Raw genomic sequence first — 20,831 nt, forward strand, 5'->3', positions numbered from 1 at the left:
GTCAGCGCTCCGGTTCTCCTGGGAGGTCGCCCATGTCCAGCGGATCGGCCGGCCGTTCCAGGGGCGGCAGAGCGGGCAGGGCGTCCCAGGGGACCTGCACCTCGCGGAGGTCTTTGCGAACCCGGTCCGCGAGCTTTCTCGTGTCACGGCGGTTCATCGCCGCTCCGACGGCCGCGCCCACCATGAACGGCATCAGGTTCGGCAGGTTCCTGACCGTGCGCTTCATGATCTGCTGGCGCAGCTCGCGCTTCACCGGGCCCCCGAGGGCCGTGTTGAGCGTCGACGGTCTGGTCACGTCGATGCCGCGCTCCTGCGACCAGGAGCCCAGGTAGGTGGTCGTGCGTTCCCGCAGGCCGCCCGGCGGGCGCAGGCCGTAGACCTCGTACAGCTCGGCGATCAGCTTCAGCTCGATCGCGGCGACGCCGGTGACCTCGGCGGCCAGCTCCGTGGGCATCGCGAACGGTACGGGCATCATCGCGGCGGCGCCGATTCCCGCGCCCACCGTGGAGGTCGCGTTGCACGCGCCCGCGACGAGCTTGTCCGCGAGCTGCTCGGGCCCCAGGCCCGGGAACTGCTTGCGGAGTGCGGCGAGGTCGCGCACGGGGACGCGCGGGGCGATCTCGATGATGCGGTCGGCGAGGTTCGCCAGGGCGGCTCTGGCCCGGCTGCCGCCCTTGCGGACGCCTTCCCTGACCCCGCGGCCGACAGCGGCGGCCCGGCGTCTCGCGACAGGCGCCTTCGGTTCCGGCACCTCAAGGGCACCGGAGGCACCTGTCGCGTCCGTCGGTTCGAGCGAGGCCGGGTGGCCCCGCTCGTCGTCGTACAGGCCGTCCTGAGACGGTCCGGCCGCTCCCCGGTCACGGAAACGGCGCTTCCAGGGCGGGGTCGAGCCTGTCACGGCCGACCCTGCCTCAGTCGCAGTCGCGGCAGATCGGCTGGCCGTTCTTCTCGCGGGCCAGCTGGCTGCGGTGGTGGACCAGGAAGCAGCTCATGCAGGTGAACTCGTCCTGCTGCTTCGGCAGGACCCGGACGGCCAGCTCCTCGTTCGAGAGGTCCGCTCCGGGCAGTTCCAGGCCTTCGGCGGCCTCGAACTCGTCCACGTCGACCGCCGAGGTCGACTTGTCGTTCCGGCGAGCCTTCAGTTCTTCAAGGCTGTCCGAATCGACGTCGTCGTCGGTCTTGCGTGGGGTGTCGTAATCCGTTGCCATGTGTCGCTCTCCCCCTCTGGGTGTCTGCAGTGTCTCAGCGCACGTAACGCGTGAGAGGCCGGACTTGTGCCCGACCTGAGGCGGAGATTTTGCCTCACATCAAGGTCTGTTACTCAATCGACACCCAACCGGACTCACGAGGAGTGATCGGGTTGGATGGCGAACGGGACCGTACACGGTCCGAATGCCGCACTTCAAAGGCGTCCCACCGTGTACTTCCCGTGATCCCGACCCCTGAAAACCCGGATTATCCCGGCTTTAAGGAGCCTATTGATCACGGAGGGTAGATGGGCGGAAAATCGTCCTTGTGATCGATCACACACGCGCATGCCTTGTGTCTGCCCGGAGGATTCCGCGCAAAGCGAACATCGCCGTGTGTCGGCGACATGGTCTCAGATAGGCAGGGCGACGCGCATCACCAGGCCCCCTCCCTCACGCGGTTCCGCGAAGATGTGACCGCCGTGGGCGCGGGCCACCGACCTGGCGATGGACAGTCCGAGGCCCACGCCCTTGTCGCTGCCCGTCCGCTCGGTCCGCAGCCGCCGGAAGGGCTCGAAAAGATTGTCGACCTCGTAGGCGGGGACCACGGGGCCCGTGTTCGACACCGTGAGGACCGCCTGGCCGTGCCGCACCTCCGTGACGACCTCGACCCAGCCGCCCTCGGCCACGTTGTACCGCACGGCGTTCTGGACGAGGTTCAGGGCGATCCGCTCCAGGAGGACGCCGTTGCCCTGGACGACCGCCGCGGCCTGCTCACCGCGCACCTCGACGCCCTTCAGGTCCGCCTCGCCACGCACCTGGTCTATGGCCTGCGAGGCGACCTCGGCGAGGTCCACCGGCTTGCGCTCGACGATCTGGTTGTCGCTGCGGGCGAGCAGCAGCAGACCCTCGACGAGCTGCTCGCTGCGCTCGTTGGTGGCCAGCAGGGTCTTGCCCAGCTGCTGCAGTTCCATGGGAGCGCCCGGATCCGACAGGTGCACCTCCAGGAGGGTGCGGTTGATCGCGAGGGGTGTCCGCAGCTCGTGCGAGGCGTTCCCGACGAACCGCTGCTGGGCCGTGAAGGCCCGCTGCAGCCGCTCCAGCATGTCGTCGAAGGTGTCCGCCAGCTCCTTGAGCTCGTCGTCGGGGCCGTCCAGCTCGATCCGCCGGGACAGGTCCGAGCCCGCCACCGCGCGCGCGGTGCGGGTGATCCGGCCCAGCGGCGAGAGCACCCGGCCGGCCATCGCGTACCCGAAGGCGAACGCGATCACGGCGAGGCCGAGCAGCGCCATCAGCGAGCGGCTGAGCAGACCGTCCAGGGCGTGCTGGCGCTGAGCGGCGGTGCACTCCTTGAGCATCGTGTTCAGCTGCTGGTTGCTGCCCGCCCCGCTCAGTTGCGGACAGGTGTCACTGGTGAGCGAGAGGTTGTTGCCGGTCACCGAGAAGTCGACGCCGCTGCCCTCGTGCAGGGCCTGGGCCGCCAGCAGGTAGATGATCGACAGCAGCAGGATGCCCGCGATCAGGAACATCCCGCCGTACAGCAGCGTGAGCCGTATGCGGATGGTCGGGCGCAGCCAGGGGAACGGCTGCTCCGGTTTCCGCGGGTCCCAGGTGGGTTTCGGTGGCGCCTTGGGCGGAGCGGGTGTCGTGGTCATCGCGGATCAGATCCGGTACCCGGAACCCGGCACAGTGACGATGACCGGCGGCTCGCCGAGCTTGCGGCGCAGGGTCATCACCGTGACGCGCACGACGTTGGTGAACGGGTCGGTGTTCTCGTCCCAGGCCTTCTCCAGGAGCTGCTCGGCGGAGACGACCGCGCCCTCGCTGCGCAGCAGTACCTCCAGGACGGCGAACTCCTTGGGCGCGAGCTGGACCTCCTTGCCGTCACGGAAGACCTCGCGGCGGTTGGGGTCGAGCTTGATCCCGGCCCGCTCCAGGACGGGCGGCAGGGGCATGCTCGTACGCCGGCCGAGGGCACGCACGCGTGCCGTCAGCTCGCTGAACGCGAAGGGCTTGGGGAGGTAGTCGTCGGCGCCGATCTCCAGGCCCTCGACCCGGTCGCTGACGTCTCCGGAGGCCGTCAGCATCAGCACGCGGGTCGGCATGCCGAGCTCGACGATCCGGCGGCAGACGTCGTCGCCGTGCACCAGCGGCAGGTCGCGGTCCAGGACGACCACGTCGTAGTCGTTGACGCCGATGCGCTCCAGGGCGGCCGCGCCGTCGTACACGACGTCGACGGCCATGGCCTCCCGGCGCAGTCCGGTGGCCACCGCATCGGCGAGCAGCTGCTCGTCCTCGACGACGAGTACACGCACGTCGCTTGTCCTTCCTCTGTCCACCCGCACGGCGGCTTCACGGCGTACGCGGGCGGTGTCCGATGGGTCCCTCCCGCTCGAGCGCAGCCGGGAACAGGGAGAGTAGGACTCCATCCTGCCCTTTTCGGCCATAAGTCGGCTGTAAGGCGGGTTGGGAGGCCCGGGAATGCGGGATTTTCTCGTGCGGTTGAGGTTTCTGCGGAAGAGAGCCGGGGGAGGACGGTTTTACACCCCGCGATCACGCTCTGCTCGTACCGCACCACCTTGCGGTACGGCTTGATCCGCTTCCCGCAGGGCGGGCGTGGGTGTCCGGCATCGATGCCGCCCGGCAGGGCAGCGCCGGGCACTCCTGGAGACGTGATCGCCCCTTCCGAACGGCACACCCCCGTGCCACCCGACCCACGACCCAGGACGAGGGGGCGCAGCATGGACGCTTTCACCGCAGGACTTCTGCAGCGCATAAGGACGACCGAGTCCGACCTGACCATGGCTCGCGAGACCGGCGACGACTTCCTCGCGGAGGTCGAGCAGGCGGAACTCGACGATCTGCACCGCCTCGCCGCGGAGCACGGTGTGCAGCTCGGCGCGGCGCACGTCTGATCCGGTTCGTACGAGAGCGGGGCCCCGGGATCCAGCCCGGGGCCCCGCTCCGTCGTTGCCGGCCGCGCGGTGCGGACCGCGCGGTGTCAGTCGTGCCAGGCGCCGAGTTCGTCGAGACGGGACTGCAGGGGTTCGAAGAGGCCGGGCGGGGCGGCCACCGTCAGGTCGGTCGAGAGGGGGTCGCCGGGGCGTCCGCCGGTCAGCGCGCCGGCCTCCCGGGCGATCAGGTCACCGGCGGCGTAGTCCCAGGGGTTCAGCCCGCGCTCGTAGTAGGCGTCCAGCCGCCCCGTCGCCACGTCGCACAGGTCGATCGCGGCCGAGCCGCCGCGGCGGATGTCGCGGACCTGGGAGATCAGCTGCCCGACCACCTCGGCCTGGCGGGTCCTGCGGTCCGCGAGGTAGCCGAAGCCGGTGCCGACCAGGGCCAGCGCGAGCTCGGGGGCCGGCCGCACGCGCGCGGGACGGTCGTTCACGTACGCTCCGCCGCCGAGCACGGCCCGGTAGGTCTCCCCGCGCATCGGGGCGTGGACGACGCCGACGAGGGTCTCGCCGTCCTTGCGGGCCGCGATGGACACGGCCCAGCTGGGCAGCCCGTACAGATAGTTGACCGTCCCGTCGATCGGGTCGATCACCCACTGGACGCCGCTGGTGCCCGCGATGTCGGCGCCCTCCTCGCCGAGCACGCCGTCGTCCGGCCGCACCTCGGCCAGCAGACCGGTGATCAGCTTCTCGGAGGCGATGTCCATCTCGGTGACGACGTCGACCGCGCTGGACTTGGTCGCCGCCACGCCCAGGTCGTCGGGGCGGCCGTCCCGCAGGAAGGCGCCCGCGCGGTGGGCCGCGTCCAGCGCTATGTCCAGCAGCTCGGCCTTCAGCTCGTCGTTCGCTGTGGCGGTCACGGGGCTCCTCATGCGTACGGGCTGTCGGCGCCCGCGGCGGCGGGCTTGGGGGTGCGGGCCGGGCAGCAGCCCGCGGGGCAGAGGTCGTGGCTCGGGCCCAGGGCGCCGAGCGCGCAGGGCGGGACGTTTCTGCCGTTCTCGGTGGCGGCCCGCTCCAGGACGAGGTCGCGGATCGCGGCGGCGAACCGCGGGTCGGCGCCGACGGTGGCCGCGCGGCGCACGGGAAGCCCCAGCTCCGCGGCCTTCGCCGTGGCCTCCGTGTCGAGGTCGTACAGGACCTCCATGTGGTCCGAGACGAACCCGATGGGGGCCATGACGACGGCCGGGACACCGGCCCCGTGCCGCTCCTCCAGGTGGTCGCAGATGTCCGGCTCCAGCCACGGGATGTGCGGGGCCCCCGAGCGCGACTGGTAGACCAGCTGCCACGGGTGGTCGGTCCCGGTCCGCTCGCGCACCGCGTCGGCGATGAGACGGGCGACGTCCAGGTGTTGGCGCACGTACGCCCCGCCGTCGCCGTGGCCCTGCGGCGGCCCGGAGGTGTCCGCCGCGGACGTCGGGATCGAGTGGGTCGTGAAGGCGATGTGCGCGCCCGCGCGGACGTCCTCGGGAAGCTCGGCGAGGGACGCGAGGATGCCCTCGACCATCGGCTCGACGAAGCCCGGGTGGTTGAAGTAGTGCCGGATCTTGTCGATCCTCGGCAGCTCCAGGCCCTCGCCCTCCAGGGTCGCCAGGGCCCCGGCCAGATCCTCGCGGTACTGCCGGCAGCCCGAGTACGAGGCGTACGCGCTCGTGGCCAGCACCAGGATGCGGCGGCGGCCGTCGGCGACCGCCTCGCGCAGCGTGTCCGTCAGGTAGGGGCCCCAGTTCCGGTTGCCCCAGTACACCGGCAGGCCGAGGCCGTGCTCCGCGAAGTCCTTGCGCAGGGCGTCCAGCAGGGCGCGGTTCTGGTCGTTGATCGGGCTGACTCCGCCGAACAGGAAGTAGTGCTGCCCCACTTCCTTGAGGCGTTCCTTGGGGATGCCCCGGCCGCGCGTCACGTTCTCCAGGAACGGGACCACCTCGTCGGGACCCTCGGGGCCGCCGAAGGAGAGCAGGAGCAGGGCGTCGTAGGGAGTGGCATCGAGGGCGTCTCGCATACCCCGATCCTGCCATCCGCCTGCGGCGACCGGGCACCGGCAGGGGGGCCTGTCGGCAGGTGGACGGGGTGACCGGCCGTTCGGCCGTATGCGTTAGGGTCACCTCACTCGTAAGCTGTATCGACGAGCTTCACGCCTTACCGGACCTCACCGGAGAACCCCGTGCCCAGCCCCTACCGCGCCCTGTTCGCCGCCCCCGGCTCCAGGGGCTTCACCACCGCGGGCCTCCTCGGCCGGATGCCGTTGTCGATGATGGGCATCGGCGTGGTCACGATGATCTCCCAGGTCACCGGACGGTACGGACTCGCGGGCGCGCTGTCGGCGACCGTCGCGCTGTCGGCAGCGGCACTCGGACCCCAGATCTCCCGCCTGGTGGACCGGTACGGGCAGCGGCGGGTGCTGCGGCCCGCCACCCTGTCCGCGCTCACCGCGTCCGCCGGGCTGCTGCTGACCGTCCGCCTCGACGGGCCGGACTGGGTGCTGTTCCTCTGTTCGGCCGGCATCGGCTGCGTACCGAGTGTCGGGGCGATGACCAGGGCACGCTGGGCGCTGATCTACCGGGGCAGGCCCGAACTCCACACGGCGTACGCCTTCGAGTCCGTCGTCGACGAGATCTGCTTCATCTTCGGGCCGATCATCTCCATCGGCCTGTGCACCGTGTGGTTCCCGGAGGCCGGACCGCTGCTCGCGGCCCTCTTCCTCGCGGCCGGGGTCTTCTGGCTGACGTCCCAGCGGGCCACCGAGCCGCCCCCGCATCCCCGCGGGCACCACACGGGAGGCTCGGCCCTGCGCTCGGCCGGACTGCAGGTCCTGGTGGCCACGTTCGTGGCGACCGGCGCGATCTTCGGCGCGGTCGACGTGGTCACCGTGGCCTTCGCCGAGGAGGAGGGCCACAAGGGGGCGGCGAGCGTCGTCCTGGCCGTCTACGCGGCGGGCTCCTGCGCGGCGGGAGCCGTCTTCGGGCTGCTGCGCCTCTCCGGGGCGCCCGCCCGCCGGTGGGCAGTGGGCATCTGCGCGATGGCCGTGAGTATGATCCCTCTGCTACTGGTCGGGAACCTGCCGTTTCTGGCCGTGGCGCTGTTCGTTGCGGGCCTGTCCATCGCGCCGACGATGATCACGACGATGGCCCTCGTCGAACTGCACGTACCACGCGCGAAACTGACCGAGGGCATGACGTGGGTGAGCACGGGCCTCGCGGTCGGGGTCGCGCTCGGTTCCTCCCTGTCCGGCTGGGTGATCGACGCAGCCGGGGCGCGGGCCGGGTACGGGGTTCCGGTCGCGGCCGGCGCCGTCGCGGTCGTGGTGGGTTTCCTCGGGTATCGCCGGCTCAGCAGGCCGGTTCCGCAGCGGGGAGGGACCCATGAAGAGCACAGCGAGCGGGAAGAGCGGCACCTGGCGTAACTGGGCCGGGAACGTCACCGCCCGTCCGGCCCGGGAGGTCGCTCCGGCCTCCGTCGAGGAACTCTCCGCCACCGTGCGCAAGGCGGCGCAGGACGGGCTGAGGGTCAAGGCCGTCGGTACCGGCCACTCCTTCACCGCGGCCGCGGCGACCGACGGCGTGCTGATCCGCCCTCATCTGCTGACCGGCATCCGCAGGATCGACCGCGAGGGCGGCACCGTCACGGTGGAGGCCGGCACGCCGCTCAAGCGCCTCAACCTGGCCCTGGCCCGTGAGGGACTGTCGCTCACGAACATGGGCGACATCATGGACCAGACGGTGTCGGGCGCGACCAGCACCGGCACGCACGGCACCGGCCGCGACTCCGCCTCGCTCGCCGCCCAGATCAAGGGCCTCGAACTGGTGACCGCCGACGGCTCGGTCCTCACCTGCTCGGAGAAGGAGAACCCCGACGTCTTCGCGGCGGCCCGGGTCGGGATCGGCGCCCTGGGCGTCATCACCGCGATCACCTTCTCCGTGGAGCCCCTCTTTCTCCTCACCGCCCGCGAGGAGCCGATGAGCTTCGACGAGGTGACGGGTTCCTTCGACGAACTGTTCGCGGAGAACGAGCACTTCGAGTTCTACTGGTTCCCGCACACCGGCAACTGCAACACCAAGCGCAACAACCGCAGCGCGGGTCCGGAGCGGCCGGTCGGCACCGTCCGGGGCTTCTACGAGGACGAGTTCCTCTCCAACGGCCTCTTCCGTGCCGTCAACCACGTGGGCCGGGCGGTCCCTGCCTCGATCCCCTCGATCGCCCGGATCTCCAGCCGCGCGCTGTCCGCGCGCACCTACACCGACATTCCCCACAAGGTCTTCACTTCTCCGCGCCGGGTGCGCTTCACGGAGATGGAATACGCCGTTCCGCGAGCCGCCGCCATGGAGGCACTGCGCGAACTGAAGGCCATGGTCGACCGTTCACCACTGCGCATCAGCTTTCCGGTGGAGGTGCGCACGGCCCCCGGGGACGACATCACCCTCTCCACCGCGTCCGGCCGGGACAGCGCGTACATCGCGGTCCACATGTTCCGGGGGACGCCGTACCAGGCGTACTTCAGCGCCGCCGAGCGGATCTTCACCGCGCACGGGGGGCGGCCCCACTGGGGCAAGGTCCACACCCGCGACGCCGAGTACCTGGCCGACGTCTATCCGCGCTTCGGCGAGTTCACCCGGCTGCGCGACCGGCTCGACCCGGAACGGCGGTTCGGGAACGACTACCTGCGCCGGGTGCTCGGCGAGTAGCCCGGCGGCCTCGACCGGTTGCCCGAGCACAGGACGTGCGGACAAAACGGCCGCCCCCAGCCCGGTGATCATGTGAAGAACAGGTCTCATCTTGATCACCAAAGTGTCACCTCCGGCACCCAACTCCCGCCCCCGGACAGAAGTTCGGCGGCGTGCCGATCCACGCAAGTGGCCCGAATGGAGTACTGTTGCGAGCCCTGGGTCCGGACACTCGCCAGGCCGTCCGGGGCCTTCCAGGACCGCCGGGAGGGGGCTCGTTGCACAGGGTGATGAGGTTCGTCACTTAGCGTTGCGAATAGGTAACCGTGCCATAACGGCGAGTTCGGGCCACCGTCCGACACGCCGGGCAACTCGGCAAGGTTGTGGCAGGCTGCACCCGGGCAGGCCACACTCGACTAGCGGAAGCAGCGACGCACGTGACGTCGGCAGGCACCACCCGGGAGGTCCCCATGCCCGAACTGCGTGTCGTGGCCGTCTCCAACGACGGCACACGGCTGGTGCTGAAGGCTGCGGACAGCACGGAGTACACGCTTCCGATTGACGAGCGTCTACGCGCCGCCGTACGCGGCGACCGTCCCCGCCTCGGCCAGATCGAGATCGAGGTGGAGAGCCATCTCCGCCCCCGAGACATCCAGGCGCGCATACGTGCGGGAGCGTCCGCCGAAGAGGTCGCCCAACTCGCCGGCATCCCCGTCGACCGGGTGCGCCGCTTCGAGGGTCCCGTGCTCGCCGAGCGCGCCTTCATGGCGGAGCGGGCCCGCAAGACCCCCGTCCGCCGCCCCGGCGAAACGACCGGCCCCCAGCTCGGCGAAGCGGTGCAGGAACGTCTCGTACTGCGCGGCGCCGACAAGGAGACCGTCCAGTGGGACTCCTGGCGCCGCGACGACGGCACCTGGGAGGTCCTGCTGGTCTACCGGGTGGCGAGCGAACCGCATGCGGCGAGCTGGACGTACGACCCGCCCCGGCGGCTCGTCCAGGCCGTCGACGACGAGGCGCGCTCGCTGATCGGTGAGTCCGACGACCTCGCCGCGGCCGAGCCGAGCTTCCCGTTCGTGCCGCGCATCGCCCGGCTGCCCCGCGACCGGCCGCTGGACCGCGCCCTGGACCGGCAGATCGAGCGGCCGAGCCTGCCCGGACCGCCCTCCGAGGCGGATCTCGAGGAGAGCGCCGGCGAACGCGACTCGCTGACCAGCCTCCTGGAGGCGGTGCCCAGCTTCCGCGGTGACATGGTCGTGCCCGAGCGGCCCTCGGCCGCGCCCGCCGCCTCGGCGGCCTCCACGACCTCGGCCACGGACCTTCCGGAGACGGAGGAACCGCCCGTCGAGGAGCCCGAGGTGGAGGAACCGGCGGTCCCCGCGGCCTCGGCCGGCTCCGCCTACGCGGACGTACTCATGCCGCGCGCGGTGGCCAGCCACCGGGAGCGGCTCGTCGGAGCCACCGACCGGCAGGCCGAGGCGGACGGCGTCCGTCCGGGACGCAGAGCGGCCGTACCGAGCTGGGACGAGATCGTCTTCGGGACACGCAGGAAGAAGCAGGACTGAGCAAGCGGGACCGAGGAAGCAGGACCGAGGAAGCGGGACTCGCTCGGTGAGTCCCGAAAAGCAGGACCAGGAGACGGCGGGGGCCCGCACCGGATTCGGTGCGGGCCCCCGCCGCTTGCGCCGCGGCCCCCGGCCTACTGCGGTTCGGGGCCGGTGGCGACCGGGCGCCCCTCGTCCCGCGACCACTCCGACCAGGAACCCACGTACAGCGCGGCCGGGACGCCCGCGACCGCCAGCGCCAGCACCTCGTGCGCGCCGGAGACGCCCGACCCGCAGTAAACGCCCACCTCGGTGGTGCCGTCGGCACCCAGGGACGTGAAGCGGTCGGCGAGTTCACCGGCCGGGCGGAACCGACCGGATTCGGCCACATTTTCCGTGGTCGGCGCCGAGACCGCGCCCGGGATGTGACCGCCGACCCGGTCGATCGGCTCGATGTCGCCGCGGTAGCGCTCGGCGGCCCGGGCGTCGAGGAGCAGACCGGTGCGGGCCAGCGAGGCGGCGCCGTCGGCGTCCAGTACGGGCACCGCTCCGGGAGCCGGTACGAAGGTCCCGGCGGCCGGCACCGTCCGGCCGCTCTCGACCGGACCGCTCCAGGCCGCCAGGCCGCCGTCAAGCACACGCACCGCCGGGTGACCCGTCCAGCTCAACAGCCACCAGGCGCGTGCGGCGGCCCAGCCGAGCCCTCCGTCGTACACGACCACGTCCCGGTCCCCGGACACCCCGGCCGCGCGCATGGCCGCTCCGAAAGCTTCCGGGTCGGGCAGTGGATGACGGCCCGCCGCGCCCGCGGGACCGGCGAGTTCGGTGTCGAGGTCCACGTAGACGGCCCCCGGGATGTGCGCCTCCTCGTAGGCCTGGCGGAGATTCGGCCCGCCGAGCTGCCAGCGGACGTCCAGGACGACCGGCGGGTTCGGGCCTGCCAGGTCGCTCGCGAGTCGGGATGCGGAGATGATGGCGTTCATGGCCACCATCCTCGCGCACGGGGTGGCCGCATCGTCCAGGTCCGGCTACCGTGCTCGGCCGGGCCGCCCCGACCACGGGGCGTACCCGACCGGGCACACGCCGTACGGCCGGAGCGCACGATGGACGACCGGAACGCATGATGGACGACCGGCGGACATCCGCGGGTCATCACGGGGAAACGGATGGGCAACACGAAGGCGGGCATCCTCCCGTCATGGGCCGTCCGGCCGGAGCGTGGTACGCCCCCGGTGGTGCGACCATCGGCACCGGACACCCGGATCCGCGCAGAGGCGGCCCGGGAAACCGAAGTGAAGCGGCCCCGCGAGGCGCCGAGGAGAGGGTGACGATGACCGAGGCACCGGGGTCGGCCGGCCTGAACGGCACTGTGTACGCGCCCGGCACACCCTGCTGGGTGAGTCTGATGGTGCACGGGCTGACCGCGACCCAGGAGTTCTACGGGAAACTGTTCGGCTGGGAGTTCCGGCCCGGCCCGCAGCAACTGGGCGCCTATGTGCGGGCGCGGCTGGGCGGGCACGAGGTGGCGGGCATCGGCCTGCTCCCGTCGGACCGGCACCTGCCCGTCGCGTGGACGCCCTACCTCGCCTCGGACGACGTGGACCTGACGGCGGAGACGGTCCGGCACTGCGGCGGCACGGTCGGCGTGGGGCCGCTGGTCGCCGACGAGGCCGGCCGCCTGGCGATCGCCTCGGACCCCTCCGGCGCGGTGTTCGGCGTCTGGCAGGCCGCATCCCACCTCGGTGCGGGCATCACCGGCGTCCCCGGGAGCCTCGCCTGGAACGAGCTGGTCACACGGGACTGCGAGAGTGTCGCCACGTTCTACGGGACGGTCTTCGGCTACGAGGAGGAGCCCGTCGTCTCCGCCGATCTCGACTACCTCACCCTGCGCGTCAAGGGCCATCCGGTGGCCGGCATCCACGGCGTCGGCGGCGCCCTCCCCCGGGACCGCGGCGCCCACTGGATGACGTACTTCGAGGTCGCGGACGTGGACACGGCCGTGACCCAGGTCGTCGACCTCGGCGGACACGTCCTCGAGGCGGCCCACGAGAGCCCGCACGGCCGGGTCGCCGCGGTGACGGACCCGGAGGGCGCGGCGTTCTCGGTGGTCCGGACGAGGCGCTGAGCCGGCCGCCGGAACAGAACACCCCGTGCCGTCGAGCCGGCGGAGCCGACGCGATCCGTCAGCGGCGGGCCGCGGCGTCCACCGGCAGCACGTCCGGGGACAGCGCTCCCGCCCTGGCGGTGGCCGCGGTCATCCGCCGGCTGTGGTGGCGGCGGCACAGCACCTCGTAGCCGATGTCCTCCGACTGGTCGACGTCACCGACGACGACCTGGGCGCCCTCCACCACCATGCGGCCCCCTATGGTGCGGGCGTTGTGCGTGGCGCGGGCGCCGCACCAGCACAGGGCCTCGACCTGCAGGACCTCGACGCGGTCCGCGAGTTCGACGAGGCGCTGGGAGCCCGGGAAGAGCTTGGAGCGGAAGTCGGTCGTGATGCCGAAGGCGAAGACGTCGATGTCCAGGTCGTCGACCACGCGGGCGAGCTGGTCGATCTGCTCGGGGGCGAGGAACTGCGCCTCGTCGGCGATGACGTAGTCCGCGCGGCCGCCCTGCGAGAGGTGGTCGACGAGGTACGCGTACACGTCCTGGTCGTCCTCGACCTCCACCGCGTCCGTGACCAGGCCGAGGCGGGAGGACAGCTTGCCCTCGCCCGCGCGGTCGTCGCGGGTGAAGATCATGCCCTGCAGGCCGCGGGCCGAGCGGTTGTGCTCGATCTGCAGAGCCAGTGTCGACTTCCCGCAGTCCATGGTTCCGGAGAAGAACACCAGCTCGGGCATGGGGAGTCGAGCACCTTTCAGCGGAGGCTTTCCAGCGGGGACGGGTCGGGACGGGCGCGGGGTCAGGAACGTACTTCCAGGAGCGGGACGTGCTGTTCCGCCGGGGTCATCGAGCCGTGGTTGCCGACCATCAGCGACTCCTTCGGCTCCCGCTCGGACGCGGTGATCAGCACGTCGTCCCGGGCGGCCGCGACGACGTCGCCGATGCGCGCGTGGACCCGCTCGTCGACGTGCGGTCCGAACCAGCCCGCCGCGATCGCCTCGTCGCGCGAGGCCACCCAGAACTGCTCGCCGAGCACCTCGCGCCAGCAGGTCAGGACGTCCGACTCGGCGCCCGGGACCGCGTAGACGTGCCGGGCGCGGCCTTCGCCGCCCAGCAGGGCGACCCCCGCGCGCAGTTCCCAGTCCTCGTCGAAGTCGATGCGGTGCTGCTCGTCGAAGGGGACGTCGAGCATGCCGTGGTCGGCGGTGACGTAGAGGGCGGCGCGCGGCGGCAGTTGCTCGGCCAGGCGCTGGACCAGCCGGTCCACGTACATGAGCTGTCCGCGCCAGGCGTCGGAGTCGATGCCGAAGCGGTGGCCCTTGCCGTCCACCTCGGCGTAGTACGTGTAGACCAGCGAGCGGTCCCCCGCGGCCAGTTGCTCGGCCGCGCAGTCCATCCGGTCCTCGCCGGTCAGCCGGCCGTGGAACGTCCCGCCGCTGAGCGCGATCTTGGTCAGAGGGGTGTTCTGGAAGTGCGGTGCGGACACCTGCGCCGTGTGCACGCCCGCCGCGTCGGCCAGCTGGAACACCGTCGGGTACGGCTGCCACGTGGTCGGCTTGGTCCAGGGGATCCAGCGCAGCTGGTTCATCAGCTCGCCGGTCCCCGGGTCGCGCACGGTGTAGCCGGGCAGTCCGTGGGCCCCCGGCGGCAGTCCGGTGCCGACCGAGGCGAGCGAGGTCGCGGTGGTCGCGGGATAGCCGGCGGTGATCGGCCGACCGGTGCCGCCGCGCGAGCTGCCCAGCAGGGAGGTCATGAACGGGGCCTCGTCCGGGTGCGCCTTCAGCTGCTCCCAGCCCAGGCCGTCGATCAGGAAGACGCAGTTGCGGTCGGCCGGACCCAGCTCCGCGAGCGAGGCGGTCATGTCCGGTACGCCCATGCCGGCGGCCAGGGTGGGCAGCAGGTCCGCGAGGGAACCGGTTCCGTACTCGGGGACGGGCGCGGAGCCGACGGTGAGTGGCTCCGGGTGGTCCCAGACGTGCTGGGACATCAGCGGGTGACGTCCGTGGTCGCCTCGGAGAGCGACTGTGCGAAGGCGAGCGTCTGGCGCACGGCGTCCGGGCCGTCCCCGGCCTCGCTGACGCGCAGGCTCAGGTCGTCCGCCGTCGAGCTGCCGGTGTAGCCGTGGTCGGCCTCGCAGTTGGAGTCGCCGCAGGCCGCGGGCTCCAGGTCGATGCGGGCGACCGCGCCCCAGCCGATGGTGAGGACGACCTCGCGCGGCAGCGTCCCCACGACGTACTTCTCGGGGTTCGCCACGACGCGGCTGAGCACCACCGACGAGATCCGGCCGAGCTTCACGGACTCGGTGGACGTGGTCGCGTACGGCGTCGGCGACGTGCTGTCAGCCGCCTGCTCGTCCGTGTGGCTCACGATGAAGCGGTTGCCCGTGAGGACGAGCACCGTGACGTGCCGACGCACCTCGTTGGCGTCGAACGTGGTCTCCTGGTGGACCAGGTACGACCGGATCGGCTCGCCGCCCACAGCGGCCTCCACCGCCTCGGCCACGAGGGCCGGGTAGTAGCCGCTGCGCTCGATCGCCGCTCGCAGCCCCTGGGTCGTCGTACTGGTCTTGGCCATGACGTCCATCCTACGGTGGTGCACCGACTGCGAGGCACCGGTCAGTACACGGGAAGGGTGCGGGGGCCGAGGTCGTCGCGGGCGGGCGGTGGGGCGAGTCGCACGGAGGCGCCGAGCACGCTCAGTCCGCGCGGGGCGACGACGGCGGGCTCCAGGGACACGGAGACGACCTCCGGGTGGTCGTCGACCAGGCGTGACAGGCGGAGCAGCAGTTCCTCCAGTGCCGCGACGTCCGCCGGGGCGGAACCCCGCCAGCCGAAGAGGAGCGGCGCGGTGCGGATGGAGCGGACCAGGGAGGCCGCGTCACGGTCGGTGACCGGGATCAGCCGGTGCGCGGTGTCCCCGAGCAGCTCCGACGCCGCCCCGGCGAGCCCGAAGGAGAGCACCGCCCCGGCCGCCGGGTCGATGACCGCGTGGACGACCGTGTCGACGCCCCGGGGCGCCATGCCCTGGACCACCGGGCGCAGTTCCCCGGGCTCTCCGAACAGGCCGGTCAACTCGGCGTACGCCCGCCGCAGTTGTCCTTCGTCCGCGAGGTCCAGCCGGACGCCGCCCAGGTCGGCGCGGTGGCGCAGGTGCGGGGCGGTGGTCTTCAGGGCCACGGGGTAGCCCAGGCGGTCCGCCGCCGCCACGGCCTCCTCGGGCGTGGGCGCGGACAGGGCGCGGCGGACGCCGATGCCGTACCGGGCGAGGAGGTCGCAGGTGTCGTCGGGGCCCAGTACGAGGCCGTCCTCACCCGGTTCCCCGGCGGCGAGGAGGCGGGCGATCTGTCCGGCCGCGCCCTTCTCGTCGATGTCCTCGTACTCGGGCACCCGGCCGGGATCGGCGTCCTCGCGCCGCCACTGGCCGTATCTGACGGCTTCGGCGAGCGCGCGGACGGCCCGCTCGGCGGCGGGGTAGGCCGGGATGAGGCGGGAGGGGGCCCCGGCCCCGGGATCCGCCGCCCGGTCGTCCTGCGCCACCGCCGGCGGGGGGCCGTCGGCCGGGCGGACCGGGTGGGCGTCGCCGGCCGCCGCGCTCCCGGCATCCGCCGTGCTCCCGGCATCCGCTGTGCTTCCGGCGTCCGCCGTGCTTCCGGCAGGGGCGGGGGCGGGCTGTGGTGCGGTGCCGGCGGCCGCGGACAGGGCTTGCGCGAGGCCGCCCAGCTCCACGTGGACCACGAGGACCGGCTTGTCGGGAGCCGCGGCCGAGGCCGACCGCAGGGCCTGCGCGAGGGCGGCGTCCCCGGCCGACCGCTCCCCCACCGCCGGAATGGCGGTGACCACCACGGCGTCGCACGCCTCGTCGGCCAGCGCGTGCGCCAGCGCGGTACGGAAGTCCCCGGCCGAGGCGTTGGTGGTCAGGTCTCGGGGCGGCAGGGGCCGCAGTCCTTGGGCGAGACACGCGTCGTACGTCAGGAGCCCGAGCGATTCGGAGTTCCCGAGGATCGCCACCCTGGGGCCGGCGGGCAGCGGCTGGCGGGCCAGCAGCAGTCCCGCGTCGACCAGCTCCGTGATCGTGTCCACCCGGATGACCCCGGCCTGCCGCAGCAGCGCGGACACCGTGGCGTGGGGCAGCCGGGTGGCCCGTACCGCGTGCCCCTGGGGCGCCGCTCCGCCGTGCCGGGCGCCCTGGACGACGACCAGTGGCTTGGCCGCCGCCGTGCGCCGCGCGAGGCGGGTGAACTTCCGCGGGTTCCCGATCGATTCGAGGTACATCAGCGCGACATCGGTGTCGGGGTCGTCGTACCAGTACTGAAGGACGTCGTTCCCGGACACGTCCGCCCGGTTGCCCGAGGAGACGAAGGTCGACACGCCCGTCACACCCGTGACCCCGCCGCCGCGCCGGTGCAGACGGGACAGCAGCGCGATCCCGATGGCCCCGGACTGGGCGAACAGGCCGATGCGGCCGGTGCGTGGCATCTCCGGCGCGAGCGAGGCGTTGAGCCGCGTCCGCGGCGAGGCGTTGATGACGCCGAAGGCGTTCGGCCCGATGAGCCGCATTCCGTACGTACGGACCTGGCGGACGAGTTCGCGCTGGCGCTCCCTGCCCTCGGGGCCGCTCTCGGCGTACCCCGCGGACACCACGACCAGTCCTTGCACGCCGTGCTCACCGCACTGCGCGACCGCCTCGGGCACCCGTTCGGCCGGAACGGCGATCACGGCGAGGTCGACGGGCTCGCCGATGTCCCGCACGCTGCGGTGGGCCGGGACACCGGCCAGCTCCTTCTCCCCGAGCGCCCCGTTCACCGCGTACAGGCGGCCGGTGAATCCGGCGTCGCGCAGGTTCTCCAGGATGCTGCGCCCCACTCCCCCGGGCGTGCGGCCGGCTCCGACGACCGCGACCGAACCGGGCGCGAGGAGGCGGGCCACCGAGCGTGCCTCCGCCCGCTGCTCCCGCGCGCGCTGCACGGCCAGCGAGCGGTCGGTGGGCTCCAGGCCGAACTCCAGGCGTACGACGCCGTCCTCGAAGCTGCGCTTCTGCCGGTACCCGGCGTCCGTGAAGACCTTGATCATCTTGTTGTTGGCGGGCAGCACCTCGGCGGCGAACCGGCGCACGCCCCGCTCGCGGGCGACGGCCGCGATGTGCTCGAGCAGGGCGGACGCCACGCCGCGGCCCTGATGGGCGTCCTGGACGAGGAAGGCGACCTCCGCCTCGTCCGCGGGGGCGGAGGCGGGCATGCCGTCCGCGCTGATGCGGTCGTAGCGCACGGTGGCGATGAACTCGCCGCCGACGGTGGCCGCGAGCCCCACCCGGTCCACGAAGTCGTGGTGGGTGAAGCGGTGGACGTCCTTGGCGGACAGGCGCGGGTACGGCGCGAAGAAGCGGTAGTACTTCGACTCGGCGGACACCTGCTCGTAGAAGCTGACCAGGCGGTCGGCGTCGTCGGCCGTGATGGGCCGGACGCGCGCGGTGCCGCCGTCGCGCAGCACGACGTCGGCCTCCCAGTGCGCGGGGTACTCGTGCCGGTCCGTCGGGGTCTGCATGGGGCCCAGACTACGGCTCGGGTCCGACAACGGCGGGGGCTCTGCCGGGCCGATCCCGGCGTGCGTCCCTGTGTGCGTCCCGGCGCCGGGCGGGTCCCGGGCGGGTCCCGGGCGGGTCCCGGGCGGGTCCCGGGTCAGCGCGGACGGACCGCGTGCTCCGTGCCGCCGCGCGCGCTCCGTGCCGCCGGGCTCGCGCACGGCCGGGGCGCGGGGCAGTCTTGGGGTCGCGTCCCGCCCGGGGCGCGCTCCACGTGTGGAACACTGGTCTAGACAACCTTGAGACACCTGAAGGGCAGCATCACATGGCTGAGCGCCGCGTCAACGTCGGCTGGGCCGAGGGTCTTCACGCCCGCCCCGCCTCCATCTTCGTCCGGGCGGTCACGGCCTCCGGCGTCCCCGTGACGATCGCCAAGGCCGGCGGCGACCCCGTCAACGCCGCTTCCATGCTCGGGGTCCTCGGCCTGGGCGCCCAGGGTGGCGAGGAGATCGTCCTGGCCTCCGACGCCGACGGCGCGGACACCGCGCTCGACCGCCTGGCCAAGCTGGTCTCCGAGGGTCTCGAGGAGCTCCCCGAGACGGTCTGATCCGCGCGACCCGCGTATCTCCACGTACGGCGGAGCCGCGTCACTCCCACCCGGGGCGACGCGGCTTTGCCGTTCACGCTTTTCGGCCGACGCCGGCCGGCCGATTCCCGTACACGCCGGCCAGCCGATTCCCGTACACACGGAAATACCGTGCCCGCTAATTCCCGGAAACGCGGAAAAAGGGGCAACAGAAATAGGCCCCCACCGAATAACACTCTTTGTATACGGCGCTTCTGTTAATGCCGCAGGCCCGCCGTGTTTACGGGATGTTGCGAAGTCCTCACACGCTCGGCGCGGTTCCCGCCGGGGAAGCGCAGCCGGTGCGCGGCCGTCGCCCGTTCGGCGTGCAGCGCCGTGACGGACCGGGCCCGGTCGCTGTCCCCGCGGGCGACGGCGTCCACGATGGCCCCGTGCTCGGTCCAGGACTCGGCGGGGTGCGCGGGCGCCTCCACCGAGTACATCCAGGCGATCTTGTGCCGCAGCTGGGCGAGTGTCGAGGTCAGTGCCGGACTGCCCGAGGCCTGCGCGAGCGTCTCGTGGAACCAGCCGCCGAGCGAGCGCAGATCCTCGCTGTTGCCCCGCCTGGCCCGCTCCTGTCCCAGCCTGACCAGGCCGCGCAGCACCTTGAGATGGGCCTCGGTACGGCGCTGGGCGGCCCGGGCGGCGCCCAGCGGCTCCAGCAGCACGCGCATCTCCAGGAGGTCGGCGGCCTCCTGCTCCGTCGGTTCCGCGACGCACGCGCCCGCGTGCCGGCGCGTGACCACGAACCCCTCCGCCTCCAGGGTGCGCAGCGCCTCGCGCACGGGGACCCGCGAGACGCCGTACCGGCGCGCGAGCAGTTCCTCGGTGAGCCGGCCGCCGCGTTCGTAGACACCCGCGACGATGTCGTCACGGATCGCCGTGCATACCGAGCGCGCGGGAATACGCATGACCGGACCTCCGCCTTAACCCCCGCGAAACGCGGTCGATTGACGCTTCTCCGGTGACTCTATTGCAGAGGACGGGAAATTCCGAAGGCAGTCCGGAATCCATGGATATTTTTTGGACACACCGCACTTCGGCGGAAGGCCCCGGCTCGGTGAGCCGGGGCCTTCCGCCGAAGTGCGGTGTCGTGCGACGCGGTGTCCTGCGACGCGAGGCTGTGCCGTGCGGTCAGACGTTCACGCCGTGCCCGCGCAGGTACGCGACCGGGTCCATGTCGGATCCGTACTCGGCGGTGGTGCGCGCCTCGAAGTGCAGGTGCGCCCCGGTGACGTTGCCGGTCGCCCCGGAGAGGGCTATCCGCTGTCCCGGCGTGACCGTCTGGCCGACCGTGACGCCGATGGACGACAGGTGCCCGTACTGGGTGTACGTGCCGTCGGTCATCCTGATGACGACCTGGTTGCCGTAGGCGCCGCCCCAGCCCGCCTCCACGACCGTGCCCGAGCCCACCGCGTGCACGGGGGTGCCGCCGGCGGCGTGGAAGTCGATGCCGGTGTGGCTGCCCGAGGACCAGATGCCGCCGCCGGCCTGGTAGGAGGTGGAGACGTACGAGCCGGCGATCGGCGCGGTGTACGCGTTGAGACGCTTGCGCTCGGCCTCGCGGGCGGCACGCACCTTGGCCTCGCGCTCCTTCTCGGCCTTCGCCGCGGCCTCCTCGGCGCGCTTCTTCGCGTCGGCCTCGGCCTTCTCGCGGGCGGCGGCCTGCTCGGCGGCCTGCCGCTGGGCGGTGGCCTGCGCGTCGATCTCGTGGGCGACCGAGTCGCCCATGGTGACGGCCTTGAGGGGCCCCGTCTGCTCGATCCCGCCCTCGGCGGCGAGCGCCGGCGAGGCGGCCAGGGTGCCCACGACGCCGGTGGTGGCGAGGGCGGCGACGCCGACGGTCCTGCGGGTGGTACGCGTCATGCGGCTGGGAAGACGGTGCTTCCCCGTGGCGCGGGTGAACGCCATGAAGTGGCTGGTCCTTTCCTTCCTTCTCGCCTACCGGGTTAGCTGACGGGTTCGGAGCAGGAAGGTCTCCTACGGGCGCCCTTCGGGAAGGGCGTCCGATTCACCCCAGGGACGTGTGGGTCCCCGGCTCCCCGGGCTCGCGCCGTACGGGGACTCGGCGATGACTGTCCGGTGCCGCGGACGCGGCGCACTGCCTGACGAACAGCCGGACCGACGCTAAACGGCGCCTCTTTCGGCAGACAAACGGATCACCACTTTTGTAGCGCACGCCACAGGGCAGACGGGCAACCTCTGTACCAATACGGGCGCATCGGACACGCCACGCACCGAGGCGGACA

At 72.2% G+C, this 20,831-nt stretch carries 19 protein-coding genes and 1 riboswitch; of the genes, 6 read left to right on the top strand and 13 right to left on the bottom strand.

What is annotated here, in order from left to right:
• Window position 1: 1 nt before the first annotated feature.
• The 4 genes from QFZ75_RS10550 to QFZ75_RS10565 form a co-directional block, all read right to left on the bottom strand.
• Window positions 2-898 (bottom strand): hypothetical protein, encoded by an 897-nt coding sequence (locus QFZ75_RS10550; RefSeq protein WP_307535868.1) that lies wholly within the window; start codon window positions 896-898, stop codon window positions 2-4.
• A 13-nt stretch (window positions 899-911) separates the two neighbouring features.
• Window positions 912-1,208 carry a DUF4193 domain-containing protein gene (locus QFZ75_RS10555; RefSeq protein WP_005481602.1) on the bottom strand — a complete coding sequence of 99 codons (297 nt, stop codon included), beginning with the start codon at window positions 1,206-1,208 and terminating at the stop codon, window positions 912-914.
• Window positions 1,209-1,600: 392 nt separating this feature from the next.
• Window positions 1,601-2,842, bottom strand: coding sequence for a HAMP domain-containing sensor histidine kinase (locus tag QFZ75_RS10560; protein ID WP_307535870.1), 1,242 nt, complete (start codon window positions 2,840-2,842; stop codon window positions 1,601-1,603).
• A 6-nt stretch (window positions 2,843-2,848) separates the two neighbouring features.
• Window positions 2,849-3,502, bottom strand: coding sequence for a response regulator transcription factor (locus tag QFZ75_RS10565; protein ID WP_307535873.1), 654 nt, complete (start codon window positions 3,500-3,502; stop codon window positions 2,849-2,851).
• Window positions 3,503-3,928: 426 nt separating this feature from the next.
• Between QFZ75_RS10565 and QFZ75_RS10570 the strand changes: the two genes are divergently transcribed.
• Window positions 3,929-4,102, top strand: a complete 174-nt coding sequence (locus QFZ75_RS10570; protein WP_307535875.1) for a hypothetical protein — start codon at window positions 3,929-3,931, stop codon at window positions 4,100-4,102.
• Window positions 4,103-4,188: 86 nt separating this feature from the next.
• Here QFZ75_RS10570 and QFZ75_RS10575 read toward each other — a convergent pair whose 3' ends face one another.
• Both QFZ75_RS10575 and QFZ75_RS10580 read right to left on the bottom strand, forming a co-directional pair.
• Window positions 4,189-5,013, bottom strand: a complete 825-nt coding sequence (locus QFZ75_RS10575) for an inositol monophosphatase family protein (protein WP_307535877.1) — start codon at window positions 5,011-5,013, stop codon at window positions 4,189-4,191.
• Window positions 5,010-6,137: a ferrochelatase gene (locus QFZ75_RS10580; RefSeq protein ID WP_307535879.1), complete on the bottom strand. Its 1,128-nt coding sequence runs from the start codon at window positions 6,135-6,137 to the stop codon at window positions 5,010-5,012. Before QFZ75_RS10580 ends, QFZ75_RS10575 begins: the two co-directional genes overlap by 4 nt.
• A 162-nt stretch (window positions 6,138-6,299) precedes the next feature.
• Between QFZ75_RS10580 and QFZ75_RS10585 the strand changes: the two genes are divergently transcribed.
• The 3 genes from QFZ75_RS10585 (at window position 6,300) to sepH (ending at window position 10,358) form a co-directional block, all read left to right on the top strand.
• Window positions 6,300-7,538, top strand: coding sequence for an MFS transporter (locus tag QFZ75_RS10585; RefSeq protein ID WP_307535881.1), 1,239 nt, complete (start codon window positions 6,300-6,302; stop codon window positions 7,536-7,538).
• Window positions 7,498-8,817, top strand: a complete 1,320-nt coding sequence (locus tag QFZ75_RS10590) for a D-arabinono-1,4-lactone oxidase (protein ID WP_307535882.1) — start codon at window positions 7,498-7,500, stop codon at window positions 8,815-8,817. Before QFZ75_RS10585 ends, QFZ75_RS10590 begins: the two co-directional genes overlap by 41 nt.
• A gap of 449 nt (window positions 8,818-9,266) precedes the next feature.
• Window positions 9,267-10,358 (top strand): septation protein SepH, encoded by a 1,092-nt coding sequence (gene sepH / locus QFZ75_RS10595; protein ID WP_307535884.1) that lies wholly within the window; start codon window positions 9,267-9,269, stop codon window positions 10,356-10,358.
• 134 nt (window positions 10,359-10,492) lie between these two features.
• Here the strand turns inward: sepH and QFZ75_RS10600 are convergent, their stop codons facing one another.
• Window positions 10,493-11,320, bottom strand: coding sequence for a sulfurtransferase (locus QFZ75_RS10600; protein ID WP_307535886.1), 828 nt, complete (start codon window positions 11,318-11,320; stop codon window positions 10,493-10,495).
• 347 nt (window positions 11,321-11,667) lie between these two features.
• On the opposite strand from QFZ75_RS10600, the gene QFZ75_RS10605 reads away from it, so the two are divergent.
• Window positions 11,668-12,462 (top strand): VOC family protein, encoded by a 795-nt coding sequence (locus QFZ75_RS10605; protein ID WP_307535888.1) that lies wholly within the window; start codon window positions 11,668-11,670, stop codon window positions 12,460-12,462.
• Window positions 12,463-12,520: 58 nt separating this feature from the next.
• Here QFZ75_RS10605 and QFZ75_RS10610 read toward each other — a convergent pair whose 3' ends face one another.
• The 4 genes from QFZ75_RS10610 to QFZ75_RS10625 form a co-directional block, all read right to left on the bottom strand.
• Window positions 12,521-13,177, bottom strand: a complete 657-nt coding sequence (locus tag QFZ75_RS10610) for a thymidine kinase (RefSeq protein WP_307535890.1) — start codon at window positions 13,175-13,177, stop codon at window positions 12,521-12,523.
• 62 nt (window positions 13,178-13,239) lie between these two features.
• Window positions 13,240-14,427: an alkaline phosphatase family protein gene (locus QFZ75_RS10615; protein WP_307535892.1), complete on the bottom strand. Its 1,188-nt coding sequence runs from the start codon at window positions 14,425-14,427 to the stop codon at window positions 13,240-13,242.
• Window positions 14,427-15,014, bottom strand: a complete 588-nt coding sequence (locus QFZ75_RS10620; protein WP_307535894.1) for a DUF5998 family protein — start codon at window positions 15,012-15,014, stop codon at window positions 14,427-14,429. The genes QFZ75_RS10615 and QFZ75_RS10620 overlap by 1 nt, the downstream gene beginning before the upstream one ends.
• A 41-nt stretch (window positions 15,015-15,055) precedes the next feature.
• Window positions 15,056-17,980, bottom strand: coding sequence for a bifunctional GNAT family N-acetyltransferase/acetate--CoA ligase family protein (locus tag QFZ75_RS10625; protein ID WP_307535895.1), 2,925 nt, complete (start codon window positions 17,978-17,980; stop codon window positions 15,056-15,058).
• A gap of 302 nt (window positions 17,981-18,282) precedes the next feature.
• Here QFZ75_RS10625 and QFZ75_RS10630 point away from each other — a divergent pair, with 302 nt between their 5' ends.
• A complete protein-coding gene (locus tag QFZ75_RS10630; protein ID WP_307535897.1) occupies window positions 18,283-18,564 on the top strand; it encodes an HPr family phosphocarrier protein in 282 nt (93 codons plus the stop codon).
• A 236-nt stretch (window positions 18,565-18,800) separates the two neighbouring features.
• Here QFZ75_RS10630 and QFZ75_RS10635 read toward each other — a convergent pair whose 3' ends face one another.
• Window positions 18,801-19,493 carry a GntR family transcriptional regulator gene (locus tag QFZ75_RS10635; protein ID WP_307535899.1) on the bottom strand — a complete coding sequence of 231 codons (693 nt, stop codon included), beginning with the start codon at window positions 19,491-19,493 and terminating at the stop codon, window positions 18,801-18,803.
• Window positions 19,494-19,716: 223 nt separating this feature from the next.
• The gene (locus tag QFZ75_RS10640; RefSeq protein ID WP_307535901.1) at window positions 19,717-20,493 is read right to left on the bottom strand and encodes a M23 family metallopeptidase; all 777 of its coding nucleotides are present in this window, start codon (window positions 20,491-20,493) and stop codon (window positions 19,717-19,719) included.
• 12 nt (window positions 20,494-20,505) lie between these two features.
• Window positions 20,506-20,663, bottom strand: a riboswitch (cyclic di-AMP (ydaO/yuaA leader).
• Window positions 20,664-20,831 lie beyond the last annotated feature (168 nt).

The organism is Streptomyces sp. V3I8, from assembly GCF_030817535.1.
GTDB lineage: Bacteria > Actinomycetota > Actinomycetes > Streptomycetales > Streptomycetaceae > Streptomyces.

What these genes read in the sequence shown, in the direction of transcription:
- QFZ75_RS10555 (WP_005481602.1), bottom strand. Translation starts at nt 1,208, where the DNA reads ATGGCAACGGATTACGACACCCCACGCAAGACCGACGACGACGTCGAT.
- QFZ75_RS10560 (WP_307535870.1), bottom strand. Translation starts at nt 2,842, where the DNA reads ATGACCACGACACCCGCTCCGCCCAAGGCGCCACCGAAACCCACCTGG.
- QFZ75_RS10570 (WP_307535875.1), top strand. Translation starts at nt 3,929, where the DNA reads ATGGACGCTTTCACCGCAGGACTTCTGCAGCGCATAAGGACGACCGAG.
- QFZ75_RS10575 (WP_307535877.1), bottom strand. Translation starts at nt 5,013, where the DNA reads ATGAGGAGCCCCGTGACCGCCACAGCGAACGACGAGCTGAAGGCCGAG.
- QFZ75_RS10580 (WP_307535879.1), bottom strand. Translation starts at nt 6,137, where the DNA reads ATGCGAGACGCCCTCGATGCCACTCCCTACGACGCCCTGCTCCTGCTC.
- QFZ75_RS10590 (WP_307535882.1), top strand. Translation starts at nt 7,498, where the DNA reads ATGAAGAGCACAGCGAGCGGGAAGAGCGGCACCTGGCGTAACTGGGCC.
- sepH (WP_307535884.1), top strand. Translation starts at nt 9,267, where the DNA reads ATGCCCGAACTGCGTGTCGTGGCCGTCTCCAACGACGGCACACGGCTG.
- QFZ75_RS10600 (WP_307535886.1), bottom strand. Translation starts at nt 11,320, where the DNA reads ATGAACGCCATCATCTCCGCATCCCGACTCGCGAGCGACCTGGCAGGC.
- QFZ75_RS10605 (WP_307535888.1), top strand. Translation starts at nt 11,668, where the DNA reads ATGACCGAGGCACCGGGGTCGGCCGGCCTGAACGGCACTGTGTACGCG.
- QFZ75_RS10610 (WP_307535890.1), bottom strand. Translation starts at nt 13,177, where the DNA reads ATGCCCGAGCTGGTGTTCTTCTCCGGAACCATGGACTGCGGGAAGTCG.
- QFZ75_RS10615 (WP_307535892.1), bottom strand. Translation starts at nt 14,427, where the DNA reads ATGTCCCAGCACGTCTGGGACCACCCGGAGCCACTCACCGTCGGCTCC.
- QFZ75_RS10620 (WP_307535894.1), bottom strand. Translation starts at nt 15,014, where the DNA reads ATGGCCAAGACCAGTACGACGACCCAGGGGCTGCGAGCGGCGATCGAG.
- QFZ75_RS10625 (WP_307535895.1), bottom strand. Translation starts at nt 17,980, where the DNA reads ATGCAGACCCCGACGGACCGGCACGAGTACCCCGCGCACTGGGAGGCC.
- QFZ75_RS10630 (WP_307535897.1), top strand. Translation starts at nt 18,283, where the DNA reads ATGGCTGAGCGCCGCGTCAACGTCGGCTGGGCCGAGGGTCTTCACGCC.
- QFZ75_RS10635 (WP_307535899.1), bottom strand. Translation starts at nt 19,493, where the DNA reads ATGCGTATTCCCGCGCGCTCGGTATGCACGGCGATCCGTGACGACATC.
- QFZ75_RS10640 (WP_307535901.1), bottom strand. Translation starts at nt 20,493, where the DNA reads ATGGCGTTCACCCGCGCCACGGGGAAGCACCGTCTTCCCAGCCGCATG.